13 protein-coding genes are annotated in these 20,050 nt (G+C 72.0%); 9 read left to right on the top strand and 4 right to left on the bottom strand.

Features of this window, described 5'->3' with window-relative positions; all coding sequences use genetic code 11:
• Nucleotides 1-86: 86 nt before the first annotated feature.
• Together WMF12_RS33110 and WMF12_RS33105 are read left to right on the top strand one after the other, a co-directional pair.
• Nucleotides 87-2,228, top strand: coding sequence for a hypothetical protein (locus tag WMF12_RS33110; RefSeq protein ID WP_437851837.1), 2,142 nt, complete (start codon nt 87-89; stop codon nt 2,226-2,228).
• A 76-nt stretch (nt 2,229-2,304) separates the two neighbouring features.
• Complete coding sequence (locus WMF12_RS33105) at nt 2,305-2,685, top strand: STAS/SEC14 domain-containing protein (RefSeq protein ID WP_272095325.1); 381 nt, start codon at nt 2,305-2,307, stop codon at nt 2,683-2,685.
• Between the two features lie 57 nt (nt 2,686-2,742).
• Here WMF12_RS33105 and WMF12_RS33100 read toward each other — a convergent pair whose 3' ends face one another.
• Nucleotides 2,743-5,049 (bottom strand): Rv1355c family protein, encoded by a 2,307-nt coding sequence (locus WMF12_RS33100; protein WP_437851835.1) that lies wholly within the window; start codon nt 5,047-5,049, stop codon nt 2,743-2,745.
• An 84-nt stretch (nt 5,050-5,133) separates the two neighbouring features.
• On the bottom strand, nt 5,134-5,562 hold the full coding sequence (locus tag WMF12_RS33095) for a hypothetical protein (RefSeq protein ID WP_437740664.1): 429 nt from the start codon (nt 5,560-5,562) through the stop codon (nt 5,134-5,136).
• Between the two features lie 649 nt (nt 5,563-6,211).
• Here WMF12_RS33095 and WMF12_RS33090 point away from each other — a divergent pair.
• From WMF12_RS33090 to preA, 5 genes are all read left to right on the top strand, one after another.
• Nucleotides 6,212-7,660, top strand: a complete 1,449-nt coding sequence (locus tag WMF12_RS33090) for a CoA-acylating methylmalonate-semialdehyde dehydrogenase (RefSeq protein WP_437851833.1) — start codon at nt 6,212-6,214, stop codon at nt 7,658-7,660.
• Nucleotides 7,660-8,532 carry a nitrilase-related carbon-nitrogen hydrolase gene (locus WMF12_RS33085; protein ID WP_437740662.1) on the top strand — a complete coding sequence of 291 codons (873 nt, stop codon included), beginning with the start codon at nt 7,660-7,662 and terminating at the stop codon, nt 8,530-8,532. The genes WMF12_RS33090 and WMF12_RS33085 overlap by 1 nt, the downstream gene beginning before the upstream one ends.
• Before the next feature lie 192 nt (nt 8,533-8,724).
• Complete coding sequence (hydA, locus tag WMF12_RS33080) at nt 8,725-10,128, top strand: dihydropyrimidinase (protein ID WP_437851831.1); 1,404 nt, start codon at nt 8,725-8,727, stop codon at nt 10,126-10,128.
• 40 nt (nt 10,129-10,168) lie between these two features.
• Complete coding sequence (locus WMF12_RS33075; RefSeq protein ID WP_437851829.1) at nt 10,169-11,578, top strand: FAD-dependent oxidoreductase; 1,410 nt, start codon at nt 10,169-10,171, stop codon at nt 11,576-11,578.
• Nucleotides 11,579-11,581: 3 nt separating this feature from the next.
• Nucleotides 11,582-12,970 (top strand): NAD-dependent dihydropyrimidine dehydrogenase subunit PreA, encoded by a 1,389-nt coding sequence (gene preA, locus WMF12_RS33070; RefSeq protein WP_437740659.1) that lies wholly within the window; start codon nt 11,582-11,584, stop codon nt 12,968-12,970.
• Between the two features lie 67 nt (nt 12,971-13,037).
• Here the strand turns inward: preA and WMF12_RS33065 are convergent, their stop codons facing one another.
• Nucleotides 13,038-16,001, bottom strand: a complete 2,964-nt coding sequence (locus tag WMF12_RS33065) for a DNRLRE domain-containing protein (RefSeq protein ID WP_437851827.1) — start codon at nt 15,999-16,001, stop codon at nt 13,038-13,040.
• Between the two features lie 570 nt (nt 16,002-16,571).
• Between WMF12_RS33065 and WMF12_RS33060 the strand changes: the two genes are divergently transcribed.
• Complete coding sequence (locus WMF12_RS33060) at nt 16,572-17,006, top strand: hypothetical protein (protein WP_437740658.1); 435 nt, start codon at nt 16,572-16,574, stop codon at nt 17,004-17,006.
• Nucleotides 17,007-17,027: 21 nt separating this feature from the next.
• Here the strand turns inward: WMF12_RS33060 and WMF12_RS33055 are convergent, their stop codons facing one another.
• A complete protein-coding gene (locus tag WMF12_RS33055) occupies nt 17,028-18,251 on the bottom strand; it encodes a hydroxymethylglutaryl-CoA synthase family protein (protein WP_437851825.1) in 1,224 nt (407 codons plus the stop codon).
• 394 nt (nt 18,252-18,645) lie between these two features.
• On the opposite strand from WMF12_RS33055, the gene WMF12_RS33050 reads away from it, so the two are divergent.
• Entirely contained in the window at nt 18,646-19,941 is a 1,296-nt protein-coding gene (locus tag WMF12_RS33050) for a hypothetical protein (RefSeq protein ID WP_437851822.1), read from the top strand.
• Nucleotides 19,942-20,050 lie beyond the last annotated feature (109 nt).

The raw sequence follows: 20,050 nt of genomic DNA, 5'->3' as shown, positions 1-20,050 counted from the left end.
CGTGCTTCCTCGCCATGTTGGCGAAGCAGCCTCGTTGCCTGTTCCTCACCTGGAACGCGTGGCCTCACGACAGAGGGGGGGACCGCGTGACCGTGGTTCCGAAGGTCGGCTTCGGGCAGGACGCGCGCTGGGCCGCCGGCGGCAGCGCTGACGGGGGGCCTCTGGATCGGGCGCTCCTCGGGGGAGATCCGGCGGTCAGGGTGCCGGAGGCGTGCTGGCTGGACGGCGGCGCTGCCTGGCTGCGCATCGAGGGGCGCGACCTGAGCTACCCGATCGTCCTGCTCGGCTCGATGAGCGCCTGGATCGAGCCCGACTATCGGACCTCGTTCCCTTTCGGCAGCGTCGTCCGGGTGCGTCTGTACGCCGGCGACATCGAGATCGGTCCGCTCTCCGCCGTGCTGGTGCTCCAGTCGATGGGCCTGCGGGGGCCGCTCATCGGGCTGTCGTTCGAGGACGGAACCCCCTCCCGCGCGGTGGGGCAGATCCGCGACGTGCTGCGCGCCCTCGTCGACGCGGGCACGGCCAAGGCGGCCGCGGCGAGCCTGTTCAGGCCCTCGGCCACGGACGCGGGGCAAGTGCGCGAGATCATCGACGACCCCAGGAGGGTGCGCAACATCCTCGGCTTCCTGCTGCGGAGGAAGGGCGTCGTCTGCCGCGCCGCCGAGAGCGCGCCGCCCCTCTGCGTGATGCTCGGCGAGGTGGGGGCCGGGACGGTCACGTGGTTCGGCATCAAGGGCTGGAGCGAGGACGCCGCGGTCGAGATCGCCGGGCAGAACTCCGTCTTTCGCTTCAACGTCCGCGCGGACGAGGTGCGCCCGGGCGAGCTCGTCTCCCCGCTGCCGGCGCGCGTGGAGCGCCTCCGCAAGAGCCTGCTGCAGCGGGGCGTCGAGGCCGATCTCACCGCGCGCTTCCTGCACCCCCAGTGGCTTCACATCCCGCCGATCGAGGCCGATGTGGTCGACGTGTCCTTCTCGGGCCTGCGGATGGCGCTGACGAGGGGACACCCGCCGCTGCTCCCCAGGCACAAGCTCTCGCTGGAGCTCCCCGACGGCGACGACGGCGTCGTCCACCTGCGGGGCGAGGTGCGGTCGGTGTCGGCCGTGGAGGGCGCGGACACCCAGCTCTGCAGCGTGCACGTGACCGCCGCGCGGCGCGAGGACGAGCGGCGCTGGCTCAGGCTCGTGTCCCGCATCCTGCACGCGACGACCTACGGGGGGACCGCGTGGCAGGCGGAGCTCTGGGATCTCTTCGACTCGTCCGGCTATTTCAACCTCTCCGGGCGGCGGCCGGAGCACTTCGAGGCCATCAAGCCGAGCTTCCTGACCATGGCGCAGAAGGCCGCGGCGGTGCCGCACCTCCTGTACAACGTGGCGTGTCTGTCCGAGCACGGGATCGAGGGCAATTTCTCGATCATGAAGCCATACCACAGCACGTGGATGATTCATCAGCTCGCGAAGCGGCCAAAGTCCGCGTCGAACCTGAGCTCCCGGCAGGTGCTCCGCGACATGTTCACTCGCTGCTTCGAGCACGCGATGGCCGACCCGGAGTGCCGCTGGATCATCGCCTACGCGGAGGCGCACGTCGCGTGGAACGAGCGATCGCTGTTCGAGTTCGCCCGCGCGCGCCACGAGACGGGCCACGTCCTGTCGCTGCCTTTCCGCCTGATGGGGGTGGACGCGCGCGCCGCGCCGCGCGCGCCGCGCGAAGCCGGCGGGCCGATCGAGATCGGCGAGCCGACCCCCGGGGAGCAGGCGGCGCTGCTCGGCCTGCTGTGCGCGACGTCGCCGCGCATGTACGCGGAGGCGCTCGATCTCGTGCCCGGCAGGCTCGGGATGGGGCCCTGCGTCGAGCGCTGGCGCAGCGCGGGCCTGGAGCGGGAGCGCGTGCTCCTCGTGGCGCGCCAGCACGGCGAGCCGCTGGCGGTCGCGGTCCTCGAGCTCGGCGAGCTCGGCACGAACCTCTTCCGCCTCCTCGACTCGGTCCGCATCTTCCCGATGCGCCCTGGCGGAGACGCCGCGCTCGGCCCGCTGCTCGACGCGGCGTGCGGCTGGTTCCGCAGCCACGACAGGAAGTCGTTCATCTACTTCGGTGAGCGCGGCAAGCTGACGTTCGATGGTCCTGCCGGCCTGCACGACCTCGGCGAAGGACGGCTGTGGATCGTCGCCAGGGAGCTCGTCCCGGAGTTCGTGGAGCATGTCTACCGGCTCACCGAGCCGAAGCCGCGATAACGGCCTGGATCAGCGGCGGCGCGACGCTATGGTCTCTCGGTCTCAGTCTCGCTCTCGGTTCTCCAGGTGAGGCGGCATGTACCAGCTCAAGATCGACCTCATCAACGCGCTCATCGAGGTCACATTGCAAGGCGTCGTGCGCACGGAGGAGGCGCAGGCGTACGCCGCGGAGTACAAGAAGGCCCTCGGCTCGCTCTATGGCCGGAGGATCCGCGTCCTCGTGGACTTCCGTGGCTTTTCCATCGCCTCCGAGGAGGCGACGGAGCTCCTCCGCGACATCGCGGCGACCTCGACCGCGATGGGGGTGATCAGGGCCGCCGAGCTCGTGCAAAGCGATCTCGCGGCGCTGCAGGCGAGCCGGATCGCCCGTGAGGCGGGGACCGCGCAGCTCGTGCGGGTCTTCAAGGACGAGGGGGCCGCGCGCAGCTGGCTCCTCGGCGATCGCCCGACGCCGTGAGGGCCGGCTCTGCGCGGGCCGCTGCGGCGCGCCGCGCGGGCCGCCCGCGCCGCCCGCTCAGCGCACGACGAGCACGTCGTCGACGGGGCGGCGGAGGGAGCGCGCCGACACGGGGCCCGCGAGCGACAGGCGGAAGAGCAGGACCTCCGCGGTCGCGTCGTTGACGTCGAACAGCCGGAGATAGCGCTCCCGGAGCCCGGTCGCGGCCTCCGCGGTCTCCGCGTCGAGCCCCTCGCCGCGGCCCCGGATCAGCCGCGCGAACAGGTAAGGCAACGTCGTCATCGGGTAGACCGCGATGCCCAGCTGCGTCGCGGTCAGCCACGCGCGCTCGACCGCCCTGCCGCCCTGGAAATAGTCGGTGAGCCGGGCGCGCGGCAGGGTGATCAGCCCGACGGCCGTCGCGCAGCGGATCGCCTTCTGCGCCATCCTCTCGAGCCCCCGGCCGCCGCCCCAGCGCCGGACGAGCTCCAGGGCGCGGTAATCCCGGCAGATCTTGAACCCCGCGAGATCGGTCGGCGAGAGCTCGAGCGTGCCGACGAACAGCCCATCCCGGCGCGCCTCGGCCTCCGCCTCGGTCCAGCGGACCTCCCTCATCATGTCGGCGTGGGTGTGCCTCGCGAGCATCCGGAGCCGATCGCCGGCGCCGATGAGGGCGCCGATCTCGTCGAGCTCCGCCGGCGCCTCGAGCAGCCCGAGGCGCGCCCCGGGGATGGACTCGACCGCGGCGCGGAGCGCGGCGCGGTGCTCCTCCGCGAGCGGCGCCCGCTGGCCAGGGCGCCGGTTCGTGTGCCGGAGCCCGATGGCGCCCGCGAGGCCATCCATGGCGTGCTCCTCGGCGCCGGGGGTCGGCGCGCCGAAGAACGCGAACGTGGCGGCCAGGTCCTCGTCGCCCTCGCGCGGGAACGGCGAGACGCGCACGCTGAGCCCCTCGCGGTGCGCGGCGAGGACGACGTTCTCGGCGGCCGCGCCGAGCGCGACCACGCCGCCCGCGCCCTGGAAGTCGGCGAGCGACTCGGAGCGCGCGCGGTCGTGGAACAGCCCGAGGCGACGGTCCTCGTGGACCCAGAGCCAGGGCTGGCAGTTGCCGCCCGAGGGCGCCGCGACGCCCGCCGCGACGAGCCGCCGCAGCCGCGCCGGGTCGAGCGCGACGGCGCCGGCCTCGGCGGCCGGGAGCGGGCCCGCCGCCGCGGCGAGGGCAGGGCCCGGCGCGCGCGGCGCGTCCGCGGCGGCGGGCTCCCCCTCGGGGCCGCTGATGAGCTCCTCCAGGTCGACATAATACCGGCCCGACCGCACCGGCTCCCCGAGGGCGATCCGGCGCGCCGTGTCCGCGGCCGCCGCCCCGCCGTGGACGACCGCCGACCCGAGCTGAGGCCATGTGCTCACCGACTGCTGCACCTCGATGAGCGACGCGCGGAGCCGGAGCGAGATCGCGTCTTGGCCGATGATCTGCATGACATAAGGCACCTTGTCCTCGGTCGACAGGCCGCGGACGCGCTCGGGCGTGAGATCGCCGACGAGCCCGTGGAGGATCGGCCGATCGCCCTCCCGATCGAAGCGCTCGACGTCGATGAGCCCCCGGTCGCTCGTCTCCATCACGACCGGTATGCGGTGGGCGCGCGCGCTCGCGCGGAGCAGGAGCTTGATATCGAGGCTGTCGCACTCGTCCACGAGGACATCGAGCTTGCCCCCGTCGAGCAGGAAGCGCTCGATATTGTCCTCTGTGACCCCCTCGGGGAAGCACGTCACGTGGAGGAACGGATCGAGCTCGGCTATCTCGCGCGCCGTGGCGACGACCTTCGGCAGGTCGAGGTTGTGCGCGCCGGTCCGGATCCGGTTCAGGTTCGAGAGATCGAGGTGGTCGAAGTCCGCGAGGCGCAGCTCGCCAGCGCCCCGCTCGAGCGCGATGGTCATCGCCACGGACTGCCCCACCGAGAGGCCGACGACGCCGATGCGCCGGCGGGCGAGCGCCGCCTGCTCCTCGCCGCTGATCTTGTGCTTGTTCCGGTCGGTCCGCAGCTCGACGAACTCGGCCTCATCGAGCAGGTGCACGAGGCGGTGCGACCACGGATAGTAGACCCAGACTCCATAGGCCTCGATGGGGGCGCCGTTCAGGTGCTCTCCCACGAGCCGCGCGACGTCCCGCTCACCGAGGCGCTCCCGGGGGTGGCGGGTCTTCACGAGATCGGCGAGCTGCCGGTCGATCGTGTCGAAGATCTCGATCCGGGCGTCGTCGTGGAGCAGGCGGCCGAGCTCCTCCGCGTCGTCCTCGCGCGCCGGGCGGAAGAAGCGGGGCCGCCACGCGCCGTTCGGGGCCTCTCGCGCCCCTCGCGAGGAGATGAGCTGCTGCCAGCGGGTCGTGTTCATCGCGGTGGTCCGGTCCCCCTCCTGCCACCCTCCTACCACCCCCGCGCCCCAGGCGTCGCCACGATCTCCCCGGCGGCCCCCGGGTCAGCGCGGCGCGCGGGACGGCCGGCCCTCGATTTCGAGTCTCATCTTCGTGACCTTGTGTTGCACCAGGGCCGCCTCAGGCCCGGTGATCTCCAGATAGCGCAGCGCGGCCACGACGTCGCTGCCCCGGAACGCCTTGACCCGCGGGTTGAACCAGCTGAGCGCAGTCCCGATCTGCCGGACGAGGAGCGCGTCCGTGCAGATCGCCACGGTGAGCGCGGTCTTGCTCACGTAGTCGTTGATGGATGCCCGCTGCTTCGCGTTGGGTCCCCCCCCGGCGGTCACCACGAGAGTCTTCGTGCAGGCGGGCGGGAGACTGCCCGCCGCCTGCATATACCCTTCCCATTCCTCGTCGCTCGGCGGTTCCCTGCCGTGGACGGCGATGAGCACGTGCTCCGTCGTGTCGAACAGCATGCTGGGTTTCGTCATCGTCTCACCGAGCGCGCACCGATCTTACGTCTGCGCACCGCCGAGCCGCCAGCGCGCACAGCCATCCCCTGGGATAGTCGTGCGCCTGGCGACCGGGCAAGGATCCGCGAGGTCCATGGGGTGCACCTAGGACGGTTCGATCGACGGAGCAACGACCACGAGCGACTTTCGATGCGGTGCTCCGGTGGACGGGCCGCGCCGCGCTTCGGCACGACTCCTCCCTGGCCGCGCGCGACGCGTCGCGCGCGGCGCGACCGCGACCGCGACCGCGCCGGGCCGGCTCGACGTGGGGCATCGCGGCGGATGGAGTCGCTCGAGCGGCATGGTCCTCTCGTTCGCGTCGTTCGCGTCGTTCGCGCGGCCCACCCAGGGCATACCCGAGTTATTTCCAAAGTATTTCATGACGTGCTGCTGGGCAGTTGCACGGTGGGCCGCCAGCTGCTCTGTGGTCTATACTACGGGATGTGCGCTGGGGATCTTCCGTAGGCGGGTGCGGTGCGCGCCGCATCGCACCGAGGCTTGACGGATGGCCCCCACCGCATGTAGCGCTCGATCGGTGGGCTGTGATGCCCAGCAGCCAGGGGCGGCGCCCGGCCTGTTGGTCGGGGCTGCCGAGTGACGACCTCGCCGGGGGGAAAGGTTTTTCACGATGCGTGTGCTGGAAAACTTCGTCGGCGGAGCCTGGTCTCGAGCTTCGGGGGCGACGCGCCTCGAGGTGAAGAACCCGGCGACCGGGGAATCTCTTGCGGAGGTGCCCCTCTCGACGGCGGCCGACGTCGACGCGGCGGTGAAGGCCGCGCAGGCGGCGTTCCCCGGCTGGAGCGCGACGCCGCCGGTGCAGCGGGCGCGCTACCTCTTCAAGCTGCGCGAGATCTTCGACGCCCATCGCGACGAGATCGCGGCGATCTGCACCTCCGAGCACGGCAAGACGCTGGCCGAGGCCCGGAACGATTTCGGTCGCGGCATCGAGAACGTCGAGCACGCGGCCGGCATCCCGGCCCTCCTGATGGGGCAGGCCCTCGAGGACGTCGCGTCCCGGATCGACTGCCACACGATCCGCCAGCCGCTCGGCGTCTTCGCCGCGATCACGCCGTTCAACTTCCCCCCGATGGTGCCGCTCTGGTTCCTGCCGTACGCGATCGCGACGGGGAACACGTTCGTGCTCAAGCCGTCGGAGCAGGTCCCGCTCTCGCAGCAGCGCATCTTCGAGCTGATCGAGCAGGCCGGGCTGCCGCCGGGGGTGGTGAACCTGGTCCACGGCGGCCGCGACGTCGTGAACGCCTTCTGCGCGCACAGGGACATCGCGGGCGTCTCGTTCGTCGGCTCGTCGGCGGTCGCGCGCCACGTGTACAAGAGCGCCGCGGAGGCGGGCAAGCGGGTCCAGGCGCTCGGCGGGGCGAAGAACTTCCTCGTCGTGATGCCGGACGCCGAGCGGCAGATGACGGTCGCCAACGTGGCCGAGTCCATCTACGGCTGCTCCGGCCAGCGATGCCTGGCCGGCAGCGTCGTCGTGTGCGTCGGCGACACCTACGAGGCCGTGCGCGACGGGCTCGTGCGCCACGCGAAGGGGATCGTGCTCGGCGACGGATCGAAGCCGGGCGTGACCATGGGCCCGGTGATCTCGGCGGCGCACAGGGACCGGGTGCTCTCGTACATCAACCAGGGCGTGGCGGAGGGGGCCACGCTCCTCCTCGACGGCCGGGACGCCAGGGTCGAGGGGTATCCGAACGGCAACTGGGTGGGGCCCACGGTCTTCGACGACGTGCGGCCAGGGATGGTGATCGCGACCGAGGAGATCTTCGGGCCGGTCGCGTGCCTGATGCGCGCGAACGACCTCGACGAGGCGATCGCGATCGCGAACCGGAGCGAGTACGGCAATGCGGCGTCGATCTACACGTCGAGCGGCCGCGCGGCGCGCGAGTTCCAGCACCGCGCCGCTGCCGGGATGGTCGGCGTGAACATCGGCGTCGCGGCGCCCATGGCCTTCTTCCCCTTCGGCGGCCAGAAGGGCAGCTTCTTCGGCGATCTCAAGGCGCACGGCCCGACGGCCATCGACTTCTACACGGAGCGCAAGATCGTCATCACGAGGTGGTTCTGATGGCACGAAACGTACTTGGCGGGCTGATCCAGTGCTCCACCCCGATCGGCGACGACGGCGCCTCCGTCATGGCCATCCGGGACGCGATGTTCGAGAAGCACCTGCAGTTCATCGACGAGGCGGGGAAGAGGGGTGTGCAGATCCTCTGTTTGCAGGAGGTCTTCAATACACCTTACTTCTGTCCTTCGCAGGACGCGAAATGGTGCGATGTGGCCGAGCCCGTCCCCGGCCCGACGGTCGAGCGGCTCGCGGCGTACGCCAAGAAGTACAAGATGGTGATGATCATCCCGATCTACGAGCGGGAGATGGCGGGCGTCTACTACAACACGGCCGCCGTGGTCGACGCCGACGGCACGTACCTCGGCAAGTACCGGAAGACGCACATCCCGCACACGAACGGGTTCTGGGAGAAGTTCTTCTTCAAGCCGGGGAACCTCGGCTATCCCACGTTCCAGACGCGGTATGCGCGGATCGGCGTCTACATCTGCTATGATCGCCACTTCCCGGAGGGGGCGCGGCTGCTCGGCCTGAACGGCGCCGAGATCGTGTGGAACCCCTCGGCGACGGTCGCCGGGCTCTCCCAGTACCTCTGGAAGCTCGAGCAGCCCGCGCACGCCGTGGCCAACGGCTACTTCATCGCCGCCTCGAACCGCGTCGGCACCGAGGCGCCGTGGAACATCGGCAAGTTCTACGGGACGAGCTACTTCTGCGACCCGCGGGGCAGCTTCCTCGCGACGGGGAGCGAGGACAAGGACGAGCTCGTCGTCGCCGAGATGAACCTCGACCTGATCGAGGAGGTGCGGAGGACGTGGCAGTTCTACCGCGATCGCCGGCCCGAGACGTACGGCGAGCTCACGGAACAGCTGCCCTGAGGGCCCGGGGCGGCGGGAGGACGGCGAGGTCGGGCAACGAGCGCGACGAGCGATGCGAAGTCCACCGCGAAGACACCAGCAGCGCCGGGGCGCTGGTCGCGGCCGGCTCTCCCCCCCGGCGTTTCCCCCGCCATGGCGGCGCCGCCCCCCGGAGGGGACCCGCCGCCCGGCGCTCACCCGCGGAGGAGCAACATGGGCATCCTGATCAAGAACGGCGAGATCATCACAGCGAGCGACCGGTTCGTCGGCGACGTCTACTGCGAGGACGGGAAAATCGCCGCGGTCGGCGCGGGGCTGTCGAAGGAGCGCGCGGGGGACACCGTGATCGACGCCTCGGGGCAGCTCATCTTCCCCGGCGGGGTCGACGCCCACGTGCACATGGAGCTGCCGTTCATGGGGACGGAGAGCTCCGATGATTTCGAGACCGGCACGGCGGCGGGCGTCGCCGGGGGCACGACCTCGATCATCGATTTCGTGATCCCGGCCCGAGGGCAGGCGCTGCTGGACGGGCTCGCGATGTGGAACGAGAAGGCGAAGAAGGCGGTCTCCGATTACGCCTTCCACATGGCCGTCACCTGGTTCGGCGACGACACGCTCGAGGAGATGGCCGTCTGCACGCGCGAGCACGGCATCCCGTCGTTCAAGACCTTCATGGCCTACCGCGGGGCCATCGGCGTCGACGATCCGGAGCTCATCCAGGTGATGGAGGCCGCCAAGGGCCTCGGCGCGCTCGTGACCGTGCACGCCGAGCACGGCGACGCGGTCGTCGCGCTCCAGAAGAAGCTCCTGAAGGAGGGCAAGACCCACCCGCGGTACCACGCGCAGAGCCGCCCCGCGCCGATCGAGGGCGAGGCGACGGGGCGCGCGATCATGCTCGCCCGGATGATCGGCGAGCCGATCTACATCGTCCACCTCACCTGCAAGGAGGCGCTCGCCGCGGTCACCGAGGCGCGGAGCCGGGGCCAGGTGGTCATGGCCGAGACGTGCCCGCAGTACCTCCTGCTCGACGACTCGGTCTACGAGAAGCCCGGCTTCGAGGGGGCGGCCTACGTGATGAGCCCGCCGATCCGGCCGAAGGGCCACCAGGACGCGCTGTGGGCCGCGCTCTCGTCGGGGCTCATCCAGACCGTGGCGACCGACCACTGTCCCTTCAACCAGGTCGGCCAGAAGGACATGGGCAAGGACGATTTCTCGCGGATCCCGAACGGCGCCGCGGGCATCGAGAACCGCCTCGCCCTGCTCTGGACCTACGGGGTGCTCGCGGGGCGGATCGACGTCCACCGCTTCGTCGATCTCTTCTCGACGCAGCCGGCCAAGATCTTCGGGCTGTACCCGCGCAAAGGCTCGATCGTGCCGGGCGGCGACGCGGATCTCGTGGTCTTCGACCCGAAGGGGACGAGCACGATCTCCGCGAAGACCCACCATCACCGGTGCGATCGGAGCATCTTCGAGGGCTTCGAGGTGAAGGGGAAGCCGACGCACGTCATCGTCAACGGCCGGGTCCAGTGCACGGACGGCAAGCTCGACGTGCAGCGCGGCGCAGGGCGCTATCTACCCCGCCGGCTCGGCCCGACCCAGGGAGCCCAGGCCTTCTAGCCACCACGCACCATTCGAGAGGAGCCGCGCGAGCGCCAGCATGACCCGAGCCCCGATACGCCTCTCAGCCCTCCCGTCCGGCCGGATCGAAGAGCGATTCGAGGACAAGAGCCCGCGTTACACCGACGCCGAGGCGGTCGCCGAGGCGAACCGGTGCCTCTATTGCGTCGACGCGCCCTGCGTCAAGGCGTGCCCGACGGCGATCGATATCCCGAGCTTCATCCGGAAGATCGCGGCCGGCCAGGTGAAGGGCGCGGCCCGCACCATCCTCACGGCCAACCTGCTCGGCCAGTCGTGCGGGCAGGCCTGCCCCGTCGAGGTGCTCTGCGCGGGCGACTGCGTCTACAACGGGTGGGGGCGCGAGCCGATCGCGATCGGCCGCCTCCAGCGCTACGCGGTCGAGTCGGCCCTCGCGCGCGATCCGCGGATCTTCCGGGCGAAGCCGCCCACCGGCAAGAGCGTCGCGCTCGTGGGCGCGGGGCCCGCGTCGATCGCCGCGGCGGGCTACCTCGCCCTCGAGGGGCACCGCGCCGTGATCTTCGAGCGGAAGGCGATCCCCGGCGGCCTGAACACGCTCGGGATCGCGCCCTACAAGATGAAGGGGCACGAGGCGCTCCACGAGCTCGAGTGGGTCCTGTCGCTCGGGGACATCGAGCTCCGCGCCGGCGTCTCGGTCGTCGCGCAGGCGGCCGGGCCGGGGGAGGTCTCCGCGCGCGACCTGGTCGCGGAGTACGACGCGGTCTTCCTGGGGCTCGGCCTGGGCGCCGACGCGCGCCTCGGCCTCCGCGGGGAGGACGGCGACGGCGTGGTGGGCGCGACCGCGTTCATCGAGCGGCTCAAGGCCGACCCGGGCCTCGACCTCGCGGGCGTGCGGCGCGCGGTCGTCATCGGCGGCGGCAACACGGCGCTCGACGTCGCCCACGAGCTTTCGCTGCTCGGGGTCGACGTGGCCGTTGTGTACCGCCGCTCCGAGGCCGAGATGTCGGGGTACGCGCACGAGCTCGAGGGCGCGCGGGTCGCCGGCGCGCGCCTCGTCGAGAACCGGGTGCCGGTCGAGGTGGTGCGCGAGGGCGGGAAGGTCGTCGCGCTGCGGATCGCGCCCGCCGACGCGCCCGCCGACACCGGCGCGCGGGGCCCGGCGCCGGGGCCGGCCCAAGAGGAGCTCCTGCCCGCCGACCTCGTCGCGGTCGCGATCGGGCAGAGCCGGGCGACGCAGGTGGCGCTCGCGTTCGAGGGGGTGGTGCTCGACCCGAGGGGGCGCGTGGTGGTCGATCCGGCGACGCACCGCACGGGCAACCCGAAGGTCTACAGCGGCGGCGACTGCGTGAACGGCGGCAAGGAGGTCGTCAACGCGGTCGCCGAGGCGAAGATCGCCGCGCGCGCGATGCACGAAGCGATGACGACGCGGGCGGGCGGCGCGGCGCCCTTGCCCTCACCGCAAGGGAGCTGAGCGATGGCCGACCTCTCTATCGACTTCGCCGGGATCAAGAGCCCGAACCCGTTCTGGCTCGCCTCGGCGCCGCCGACCAACACCGGCGATCAGGTCCGGCGCGCCTTCGACGCCGGCTGGGGCGGCGCCGTCTGGAAGACGCTCGGGAACCCCATCGTCAACGTGTCGAGCCGGTTCGGCGGCATCGACTACGGCAACACGCGGCTCATGGGGCTCAACAACGTCGAGCTCATCACCGATCGCCCGCTCGACGTGAACCTCAAGGAGATGCGCGAGATCAAGCGGCGTTACCCGGGCCACGCGCTCATCGCCTCGCTGATGGTCGAGACGAAGGACGAGTGGCGCGAGATCATCCGCAAGGCCGAGGACACGGGCGCGGACGGGCTCGAGCTCAACTTCGGCTGTCCGCACGGGATGTGTGAGCGCGGCATGGGCTCGGCCGTCGGCAACGAGCCGGCGGTCCTCCAGGAGATCGCGCGCTGGGCCGTCGAGTTCGCGACGACGCCGGTCATCGTGAAGCTCACGCCCAACGTCGGCGACATCCTGGAGCCGGGCGAGGCCGTGCTCCGCTCCGGGGCGCACGGCGTCTCGCTGATCAACACGGTCAAGTCGCTCATGGGCGTCGATCTGGAGCGGATGGTCCCGCTCCCGCGGGTCGGCGGCGCGTCGACGAACGGCGGTTATTGCGGGCCCGCGGTCAAGCCGATCGCGCTCCACCTGCTGAGCCAGCTGGCGCGCCACCCCGGCGTCGGCCGGCTGCCCATCTCCGGCATCGGCGGCATCTCGAACTCCCGCGACGCCGCCGAGTTCATCGCGCTCGGCGCGACGAGCGTCCAGGTCTGCACCGCGGTGATGCATTACGGCTACCGCATCGTCGAGGAGATGATCGAGGGGCTCAGCGACTGGCTCGACGATCACGGGATGCGCTCGGTGAACGAGCTGCGCGGCAGGGCGATCCCGCAGGTCCAGGAGTGGGGCGAGCTCGACCTCTCGTACCGCGTGGTCGCGGACATCAGCGCCGACAAGTGCATCGGGTGCCAGCTCTGTTACGTCGCCTGCATGGACGGGGCGCACCAGTGCATCCACCTGCCGGGGAGGACGGAGGCGGAGGCGCGCGCGGCGGGCCACACCCACCTCCCGAAGGTCCTCCCGGATCGCGCGGTGACGGCGGATCCGAGCGGGGACGCGGCGCCGTCGCGGGTCCCGTTCGTCGACGAGGAGGAGTGCATCGGCTGCAATCTGTGCGCGCTGGTGTGCCCGGTGCCGGGGTGCATCACGATGAGGGAGGTGCCTTCAGGCAAACCCCCCGAGACGTGGAACGACCGTGTCCAGAAGGGGACGGACTTCGTGCCCGGCGGGCTGGAGACGACGGCGCGCGCGCGGAGCTCGTGATCGCGGGCTCCTGGCCAGGCGGCCAGGAGCCCGCGACGACCGCGAGCGCGCCGGGGCGCTGCCCGGGCTACGGGGCGAGCTTCACGACGATCGCGTCCGCGCGGTCGTACGTGCCCACGCCGATCACGTTGCCGGCGCTGTCCACGGCCAGATCGAAGATGTCCCCGTGCTCCGCGTCGCCGATCGGGTCGACCGACCACAGCACGGCGCCCGACGGCGAGAGCTTCGCGACAGCGCCGGGCGGGTTGATGAACACGTTGCCAGCGCCGTCGAGGGCGACGGCAGGGATGCCCCAGGTGTTGGAGAGCAGGCCGAGGCCCGTCGTATCGACGCTCCACAGCGGCGCGCCCGAGGCGGTGAGCTTGGTCACGGTCGTGCCCAGGGCGAGGATCAGCTCCCCGGACGGGGTCGCGGCGACGTCGGCGTCATCCGGCGTGCCGGAGACGACCTGGCTGAAGACGTGATTCCCGGCCGCGTCGAACTTCGCCAGGTACATGCCGTGAGCCGTCGGCGAGCTCGCCAGCGGTCCGCCACCGAGGTCGAGCGCGCCGGAGAAGCGGCCGAGGACGATGACATTGCCCGCGCCGTCCACGGCGACGCTCGCAGGGTCGCTGTCGTACGGGTCGCTCGCGAAGGTCCTGATCCAGATCGGCGCGCCCGCCGCGTCGAGCTTCGCGACCAGGAGATCGCTGCCCGGCCCGCCGGCGAGGGGGCCGGTGCCGAGATCGACCGTGTCCCACAGGACGCCGGCGAGCGCGGCGGCGCCCGCATTGGCGCGGGCGACCTTGACCTGGCCGAGGCCAACGACCTCCGTGAGGAGGTCGCCCGACGCGGTGAACCGCTGCAGGCCGAAGTTCGAGCCCGCGATCAGCTCGCCGGACCCCGACGCGGCGACGCTCAAGAAGGTGCCGCCGTGCTGCGGGCGCCTGTCCCACACGTGGTTCCCCGCGGCGTCGAGCTTCGCGAGGAACTTGGTGTCGAGCATCCCCTCGGGGAGCGGCCCGCCGTGCCCGGCGAAGTCGATCGGGCCATAGGCGTAGCCGCCGAAGATCACGTTGTCCGCGCCGTCGACCGCGACGGCGCGCGCGCGCATCGACTCGTACCAGCCGTTGACGAAGCGCCTGCTCCAGAGGACGCTGCCGGGGGCGCACGGCGCGCAGCTCGGGCCCCCGCAGTCCACGCCGGACTCGGCGCCGTTCTGGATGCCGTCCTCGCAGGTGTCGTGGTAGCAGACCGTGAGCGCCGGCCGCTCCGTGGCGCTCGCGCTCTCGCTGCTCCGCAGGGTGCTCCGGGTCACCGCGGCCTCCTCGATCAGCACGCCGTGGTTGGCGATCTCGCCGCTCACCCAGGCCTGCGCGAGCGCGGTCACGTCGACGTTCCGGAAGCCGGTGGTGCCGGAAGGACCGCCGGTGACGAAGGAGGCCTCGATCGCAGGATCGAAATGGCCGCCGCCGCCGGAGTTGCCCCACGTGACGCCCGACTCCGTCCACGCGGCGGTGGCCCGGTGGACGCGCACGGTGCTGCTCTCGAGCTTGTACGTCTGGTACAGCGACAGCGTCGCCGAGGCGATCTCCGCGCTCGCCGGGACGCCGGCGAGGTTGAACCGGAGGAGGCTCCGCCGGACGCCGCCCGTGCCGGTGCCCGTCGAGAGCGTGGTGCTGGCGCCGTCGTTCCACGTGGGCGATACCTGCCAGAGCGTCGCGTCGGCCACGTCACCGCCAAGGCCGCGCCGGAAGGTCACGCACCGCGGGTCGCACGCGTCGCCATGCCCGTCGGCGTCGCCGTCCACCTGCGATGGATTCGCGGCGTCAGGGCAGTTGTCGTCCGCGTCGATCACGCCGTCGGCGTCGCTGTCCTGCGCGAGCTCGAACGCGTACGCGGGGGAGCCCACGATGACCGAGCTCCCCGAGATCGCGACGGTCTTGCCGAACGCGCCGCCGGTCGGTCCGCTGCCGGCGAGCTTGGCCTGCGGGCCCTCGACCCACTCGCCCCCGCTCCGCACGAACACGTAGGCGGCGCCCGCGCCCTCGGTCCCCCAGGGCGCCCCGACCACGGCCGTGTCCGCCGAGATCGCGACCGAGGCGCCGAAGCCGTCGCCCGCGGCCCTGTCGCCCGGGACGAGCCTGGCTTGCTGCGTCCAGGCGCCGCCGCTCTTCACGAACACGTACGCCGCGCTCCCGGGCGCCCCGACGATCGCGGTGTCGCCCGACATGGCGATCGCGTCGCCGTTCAGGTGGATCGGGGTCGAGCCGTCGACCGCGATGAGCGCCGTCCGCTCCGAGGCGGCGAGCGGATCCACCGTCACCGGGTACGCGGCCCCGGCGGTGTCCACGCGCAGCGACAGCGTGCGCTCGTCGACGCCGAGCTCCATCCACGCGGGCAGCGTCCGCCCCGCGGCGTCGGTGGCGTGGAGATCCGTGTACCGCATCACCACCGCGCCGGACGCCTCGCGCAGCGCGACCCCCTCGCCGCCGGCGAGCGGCGTGGCGCGGAGATCGCCGCCCAGGGCGAGCTCGATGACGAGGTCCTGGTCCCCGGGGGCGAGGCAGGGAGGCGCCCCGGGCACCGTGAAGCCCTGCTCCAGCCCGAGCGGCCCGTTCACGTACCACTCCACGAGCCCCTCGCCCGGCGACGCGCCCTGCCGGCGGAGCTCCACGCGGTTCTTCGTGGCGGTCGGCGCCGCACGCGGCACCTCGCGCAGATCGCCCGCGCAGCCGTACCGGGCGGCGGCCATCGAGAAGCTCCACCGCGCCTCGCCCTCCGGGGCGATCCGCACGCCCGACGCGCTGAAATCGGCCGCGAGCCGGTGCGCCGGGTTCGGCGCGCGCAGGCTCGCCTCGTTCCCGCCCGGAGACGCCTCGATCATCCGGTAGCTCTCGGGCGCCGACGCCTGCACGGCCGCGATGTACGCCGCCCGCAGGCGCGCGGGGCCCAGCGCCGTGGGCGCCGCCGCCGCGCCGTCCACCGACGGCGCGGGGTCTCGCGGCGCCTCGGTGGAGGCGCAGCCCCCCACCATGGCGGCTGCGGCCATCACCTGTCCAATCCTCCCCATTCGATCTCGCATAGGCTGGCTCTCCCTCTGGCTGACGCTCGCTGACGCTCCTCCGCGCAGGCGCACCGGGCGCCGGAGCGCTCCGCGCCGGAGGGCAGCGAGCTCGCGGCGCCTCATCGCAAGGTCCGCGCCCTCGCCGCGGACGGGGGCCGCGCCCTCGCGATGGACGAGGAGCGCAGCCGTCGCCGGCGCCCTCTGCCGATCGAGGCGGGGTCCAGGGCGCCCTCGCGGCCCGCTCCTGGCTCCTGGCCGGTCATCGGCGGCACGAGGACGTGCCAACTCGGCCGACCGTGCGCGCCGGACGGTCCTCCGACGGGGCGCGCCGGGGCGATCTCGAAGCGCCCCGGTGCAGCGGCACGCGGCCCGCGTTTGCGAGCGACGCGCGGCCGCGTCCGATTTCGTGACACGCGCGGCGCGGTGACCGGAACAAACAACACGGAGGGCAAGAGCCCTCGCTGGAGGAACATGGTCCCGAAAGACGCAGCGACGATCACCCCGCGGAATCGCGGTCTCACGCCGAACGCCCAGGCGAAGCAGGGGCGGGCGGGCATGTCCGATCACGATGAGCGGGCCGAGCTGCTCGCCGATCACCGCCCGGAGCTCGCGCGCCTGCTGCAGAGCCTCCCGGCCCGCAGCAGCGCCCCCGCGCCGCTGACGGGTTATCTCCTCTCCTTGCGAGAACCGACGGGCTATCTCATCGCGATCGGCCTGCAGCAGCGCGACCCGGCTCTCGAACCCGAGCGCATGCTCCGCGCCGCCCTGGCCGCGGGCGAGCGCGCGCCGATGCTGGTCGGCGTGATGGCGCGCTCGGCGATGGCCGACATCATCGCGCCGCTCGCGCCGGTCACGCGCGCGGTCGCCGCGCGCCTGAAGCGACCGGCCCCCTCCGGCACGCTGCGGGTCGTCGTCGCTGCGGCCGGCGGGGCGGAGCTCTTCACCGTGAAGCTCTCGGAGCTCACGTCCCCCTCGTCCGGCTCCGGCTGAGCGAGCTGCCCGCTCCGGCGCTCACTCGCTCGCGTAGACGCGCCGCTCGCTCGAGTCGAGCCCCAGGTACACCACCCGGCTGTCGAGGCTCGCGCCCCCGCGCTCGGCGCCCTCGGGCGCCGGCCGGCGGTCGGCGGCCTCGTCGCCGTTGCGCAGCGCCTCGTACTCCGCGACGGAGGCGCGACGGCACCCGTCGAGCGGGGCGTCGATCTCGAGGGCGGCCACGAGCGCCCCGGCCTCCGGCCCGATCCTGCCCGCGAAGAACTCGGCGCAGCAGCCCGAGCCGTAGCTGAACAGCCCGACGCGCCGCCCCTCGAGCGCGCGGGCCTCCGTGTTGAGCAGGGACGCGAGCGCCAGGTAGAGCGAGCCCGTGTAGATGTTGCCGATGCGCGACGGCAGATCGAGCGACGGCTCCACCTCGACGGCGAAGCTCTCGTCGGCGGCCTGCTCGGTCAGGCCGTCCATCGCCAGCCGGTGGCGGTGGGCCTTGCGGGCCATCTTGCCGTAGGGGACGTGGTAGCAGGTGCGCGCGAGGGGATCGCCGTCGCCCGCCACGCGGCGCCAGTCGCCGTAGGCCCCGGCGAGGGCGTCGAGGTAGCACTGCACCGAGTAGTGACCGTCGACGAGCGCCTCCTTGTGGTGGAGCGGCCGCCAGAAATCGTAGACGTCGCGCGCATACGTGCCGGTCTGGCCGACCTCGATCTCGACGAGGCGCGGGCGCTCGCGCACGAGCAGCGCCACGGCGCCGGCGCCCTGGGTGGGCTCGCCCGCCGAGCCGAGCGCGTACCGCGCCACGTCCGAGCACACGACGAGCGCGGCGCGGCCGCGGGCCGAGCCCGAGGCGATCCAGTCCACCGCGTTGAGGAGGCCCGCGGTGCCCCCGAAGCAGGCGTGCTTGGCCTCGAAGACCCGGCACGCGCTCGGCAGCCCGAGCAGGCCGTGGAGGAAGGAGGCCGCCGGCTTCGCGTGGTCCACGGCGGTCTCGGTGCCCACGACGCAGAGCCCGATGTCCGCGGGGCTCGCGCCCGACCGCTGGAACAGCCGGCGGGCCGCGTTGGCTCCGAGGGTGATCGGATCCTCGTCGGGCGCAGCGATCGCCATCCGGCGGGTCCCCAGGCCGGTCAGGTACTTGGAGGGCGCGATGCCCCGCGCCTCGGCGAGCTCGGTGAGCTCGACGAAGCGGCGGGGGACGGCGAGCGCGATCGCATCGATGCCGATGCGAGGAAAGTCATGACGTAGGCTCATACCTGCATCCTAGGGGCGCATTGTGCAGAGACCATCCAGCCCATGCGGAGCGTCCGAGGAGCCGAGGCGCCCGACGCGCCGCGGCGCCGCGTTCCAGCTGGCGCCCTCGCTTCATGCAACCGGTGGCGCGTGGCGCGTGGCCACGTGGCCGTGCCCGCGCCTCCATCCACCGCGCCTCGCCGTGCGCACCAGGTGGAATGACAAAGACGCTTCCATGATACATGTCATGGAACAGCCTCCGAGAAAAATCGCGGTCAGGTCAAAATCGTCACCACATCTCGTTGCAATTGTGCAATCTGAAATAGCGCGTTCATGCGCCCTAGCGGTCGAGGTTCATGTGAAGCTCTCCCGGTCTACCATGTTGGTTCCGCTTCTTGGGTTGGGTGTTCTGGTGATGACCGGCGCCGCAGGGTGCTCCTGCAGCTCCGGGGCGGAGGGCGACGCGGACGCGACGGCTGGAGCGAACGTCGGTGGAGCCGGCGGCGCGGGTGGGGGCGGCGAGGGCGGCGCGGGAGGGGGCGGCGCGGGCGGTGACGACGGGGGGATGATCGGCAACGGCTCCAGCGGCGCCAACACGGGTGGCAGCGGCCCCGTGACGCCCGATACGGCCTGTGTCGCCACGGTCGCCGAGGCCACGCTCACGAAGCGGCCGGTCGACATCGTGTTCGTCATCGACAACTCGCCCAGCATGGCGAACGAGATCATCAGCGTACAGAACAACATCAATGAGAGCTTCGCCTCGATCATCGGCGAGAGCGGCATCGATTACCGCGTCATCATGATCTCCGCGCACGGCGCTGCGGAGGTCGACGATTCGATCTGCGTCGGCGCCCCGCTCAGCACCGAGAGCTGCGCCCCGGTGCCGGAGGCGCCGGGGAACAACCCGCCCGTCTTCTACCATTACAGCCACGAGATCAGGAGCAACGACGCGCTCTGCGTGCTCCTCGGGAGCTACAACGGCGGCCTGCCCGACGAGCACGGCGTGGCGCCGTCCGGGTGGTCGGAGTGGGTGCGCGAGGACTCGTTCAAGGTGATCACCGTGATCACCGACGACCACGTGGGCTGCCAGTCGACGCACCTCCCGCGCAACATCTATATCGACGACACGCGGCAGCCCTGGGAGGACGTCGCCACGGACTTCGAAGAGCTGCTGTTCGGCCTGGACCCGGCGGTCTTCGGCGACGCGACCGCGCCCAACTACGTCTTTCACAGCATCGTCGGGCTCCACGAGAACACGGTCCGCACGGACGCCTACGCGCCCGACGCGGACGTGGTCGAGGAGACGTGCGGCACCGCCGTGGCGCCGGGCACGGGCTACCAGACGCTCAGCAAGAGGACGGGTGGCCTCAGGTTCCCGCTCTGCCAGACGGACTCTTATGACGTGGTGTTCCAGGCGATCGCGGAGGGCGTCATCACGGGCGCGGTGGTCGCGTGCGAGTTCGAGGTGCCGGACTCGCCGCCGGGGGAGATCATCGACCTCTCGACCGTGGTCGTCCAGTACACGCCCGGCGACGGGAGCGAGCCGCAATCGTTCGACCAGGTGGCGAGCGCGGCAGCGTGCACCCCGGGCTCCTTCTACATCGAGAACGACATGATCACGCTCTGCCCCGACGCGTGCCGGCTGGTCCAGGACGACGCCATGGCGGCGGTCGACGTCCTCTACGGCTGCGATCCCGAACCGGCGCAGTGAGCTTGTCGGCCGCGCGGCGGCGCCGGTGAGCGCGGCCGCCGCCCGCTTTTGACCGGCGGGGCGCGTCGAGCGCCCTGCGCGCCCGCCGCACGCGCGGCGGCCGCGCGGC

This window comes from Sorangium sp. So ce363 (assembly GCF_051520435.1).
In the GTDB taxonomy this organism is placed as follows: Bacteria; Myxococcota_A; Polyangia; order Polyangiales; family Polyangiaceae; genus Sorangium; species Sorangium cellulosum_B.
The sequence above is the reverse complement of the archived record's forward strand: the minus strand, read 5'-3'. Positions and strand labels throughout refer to the sequence as shown.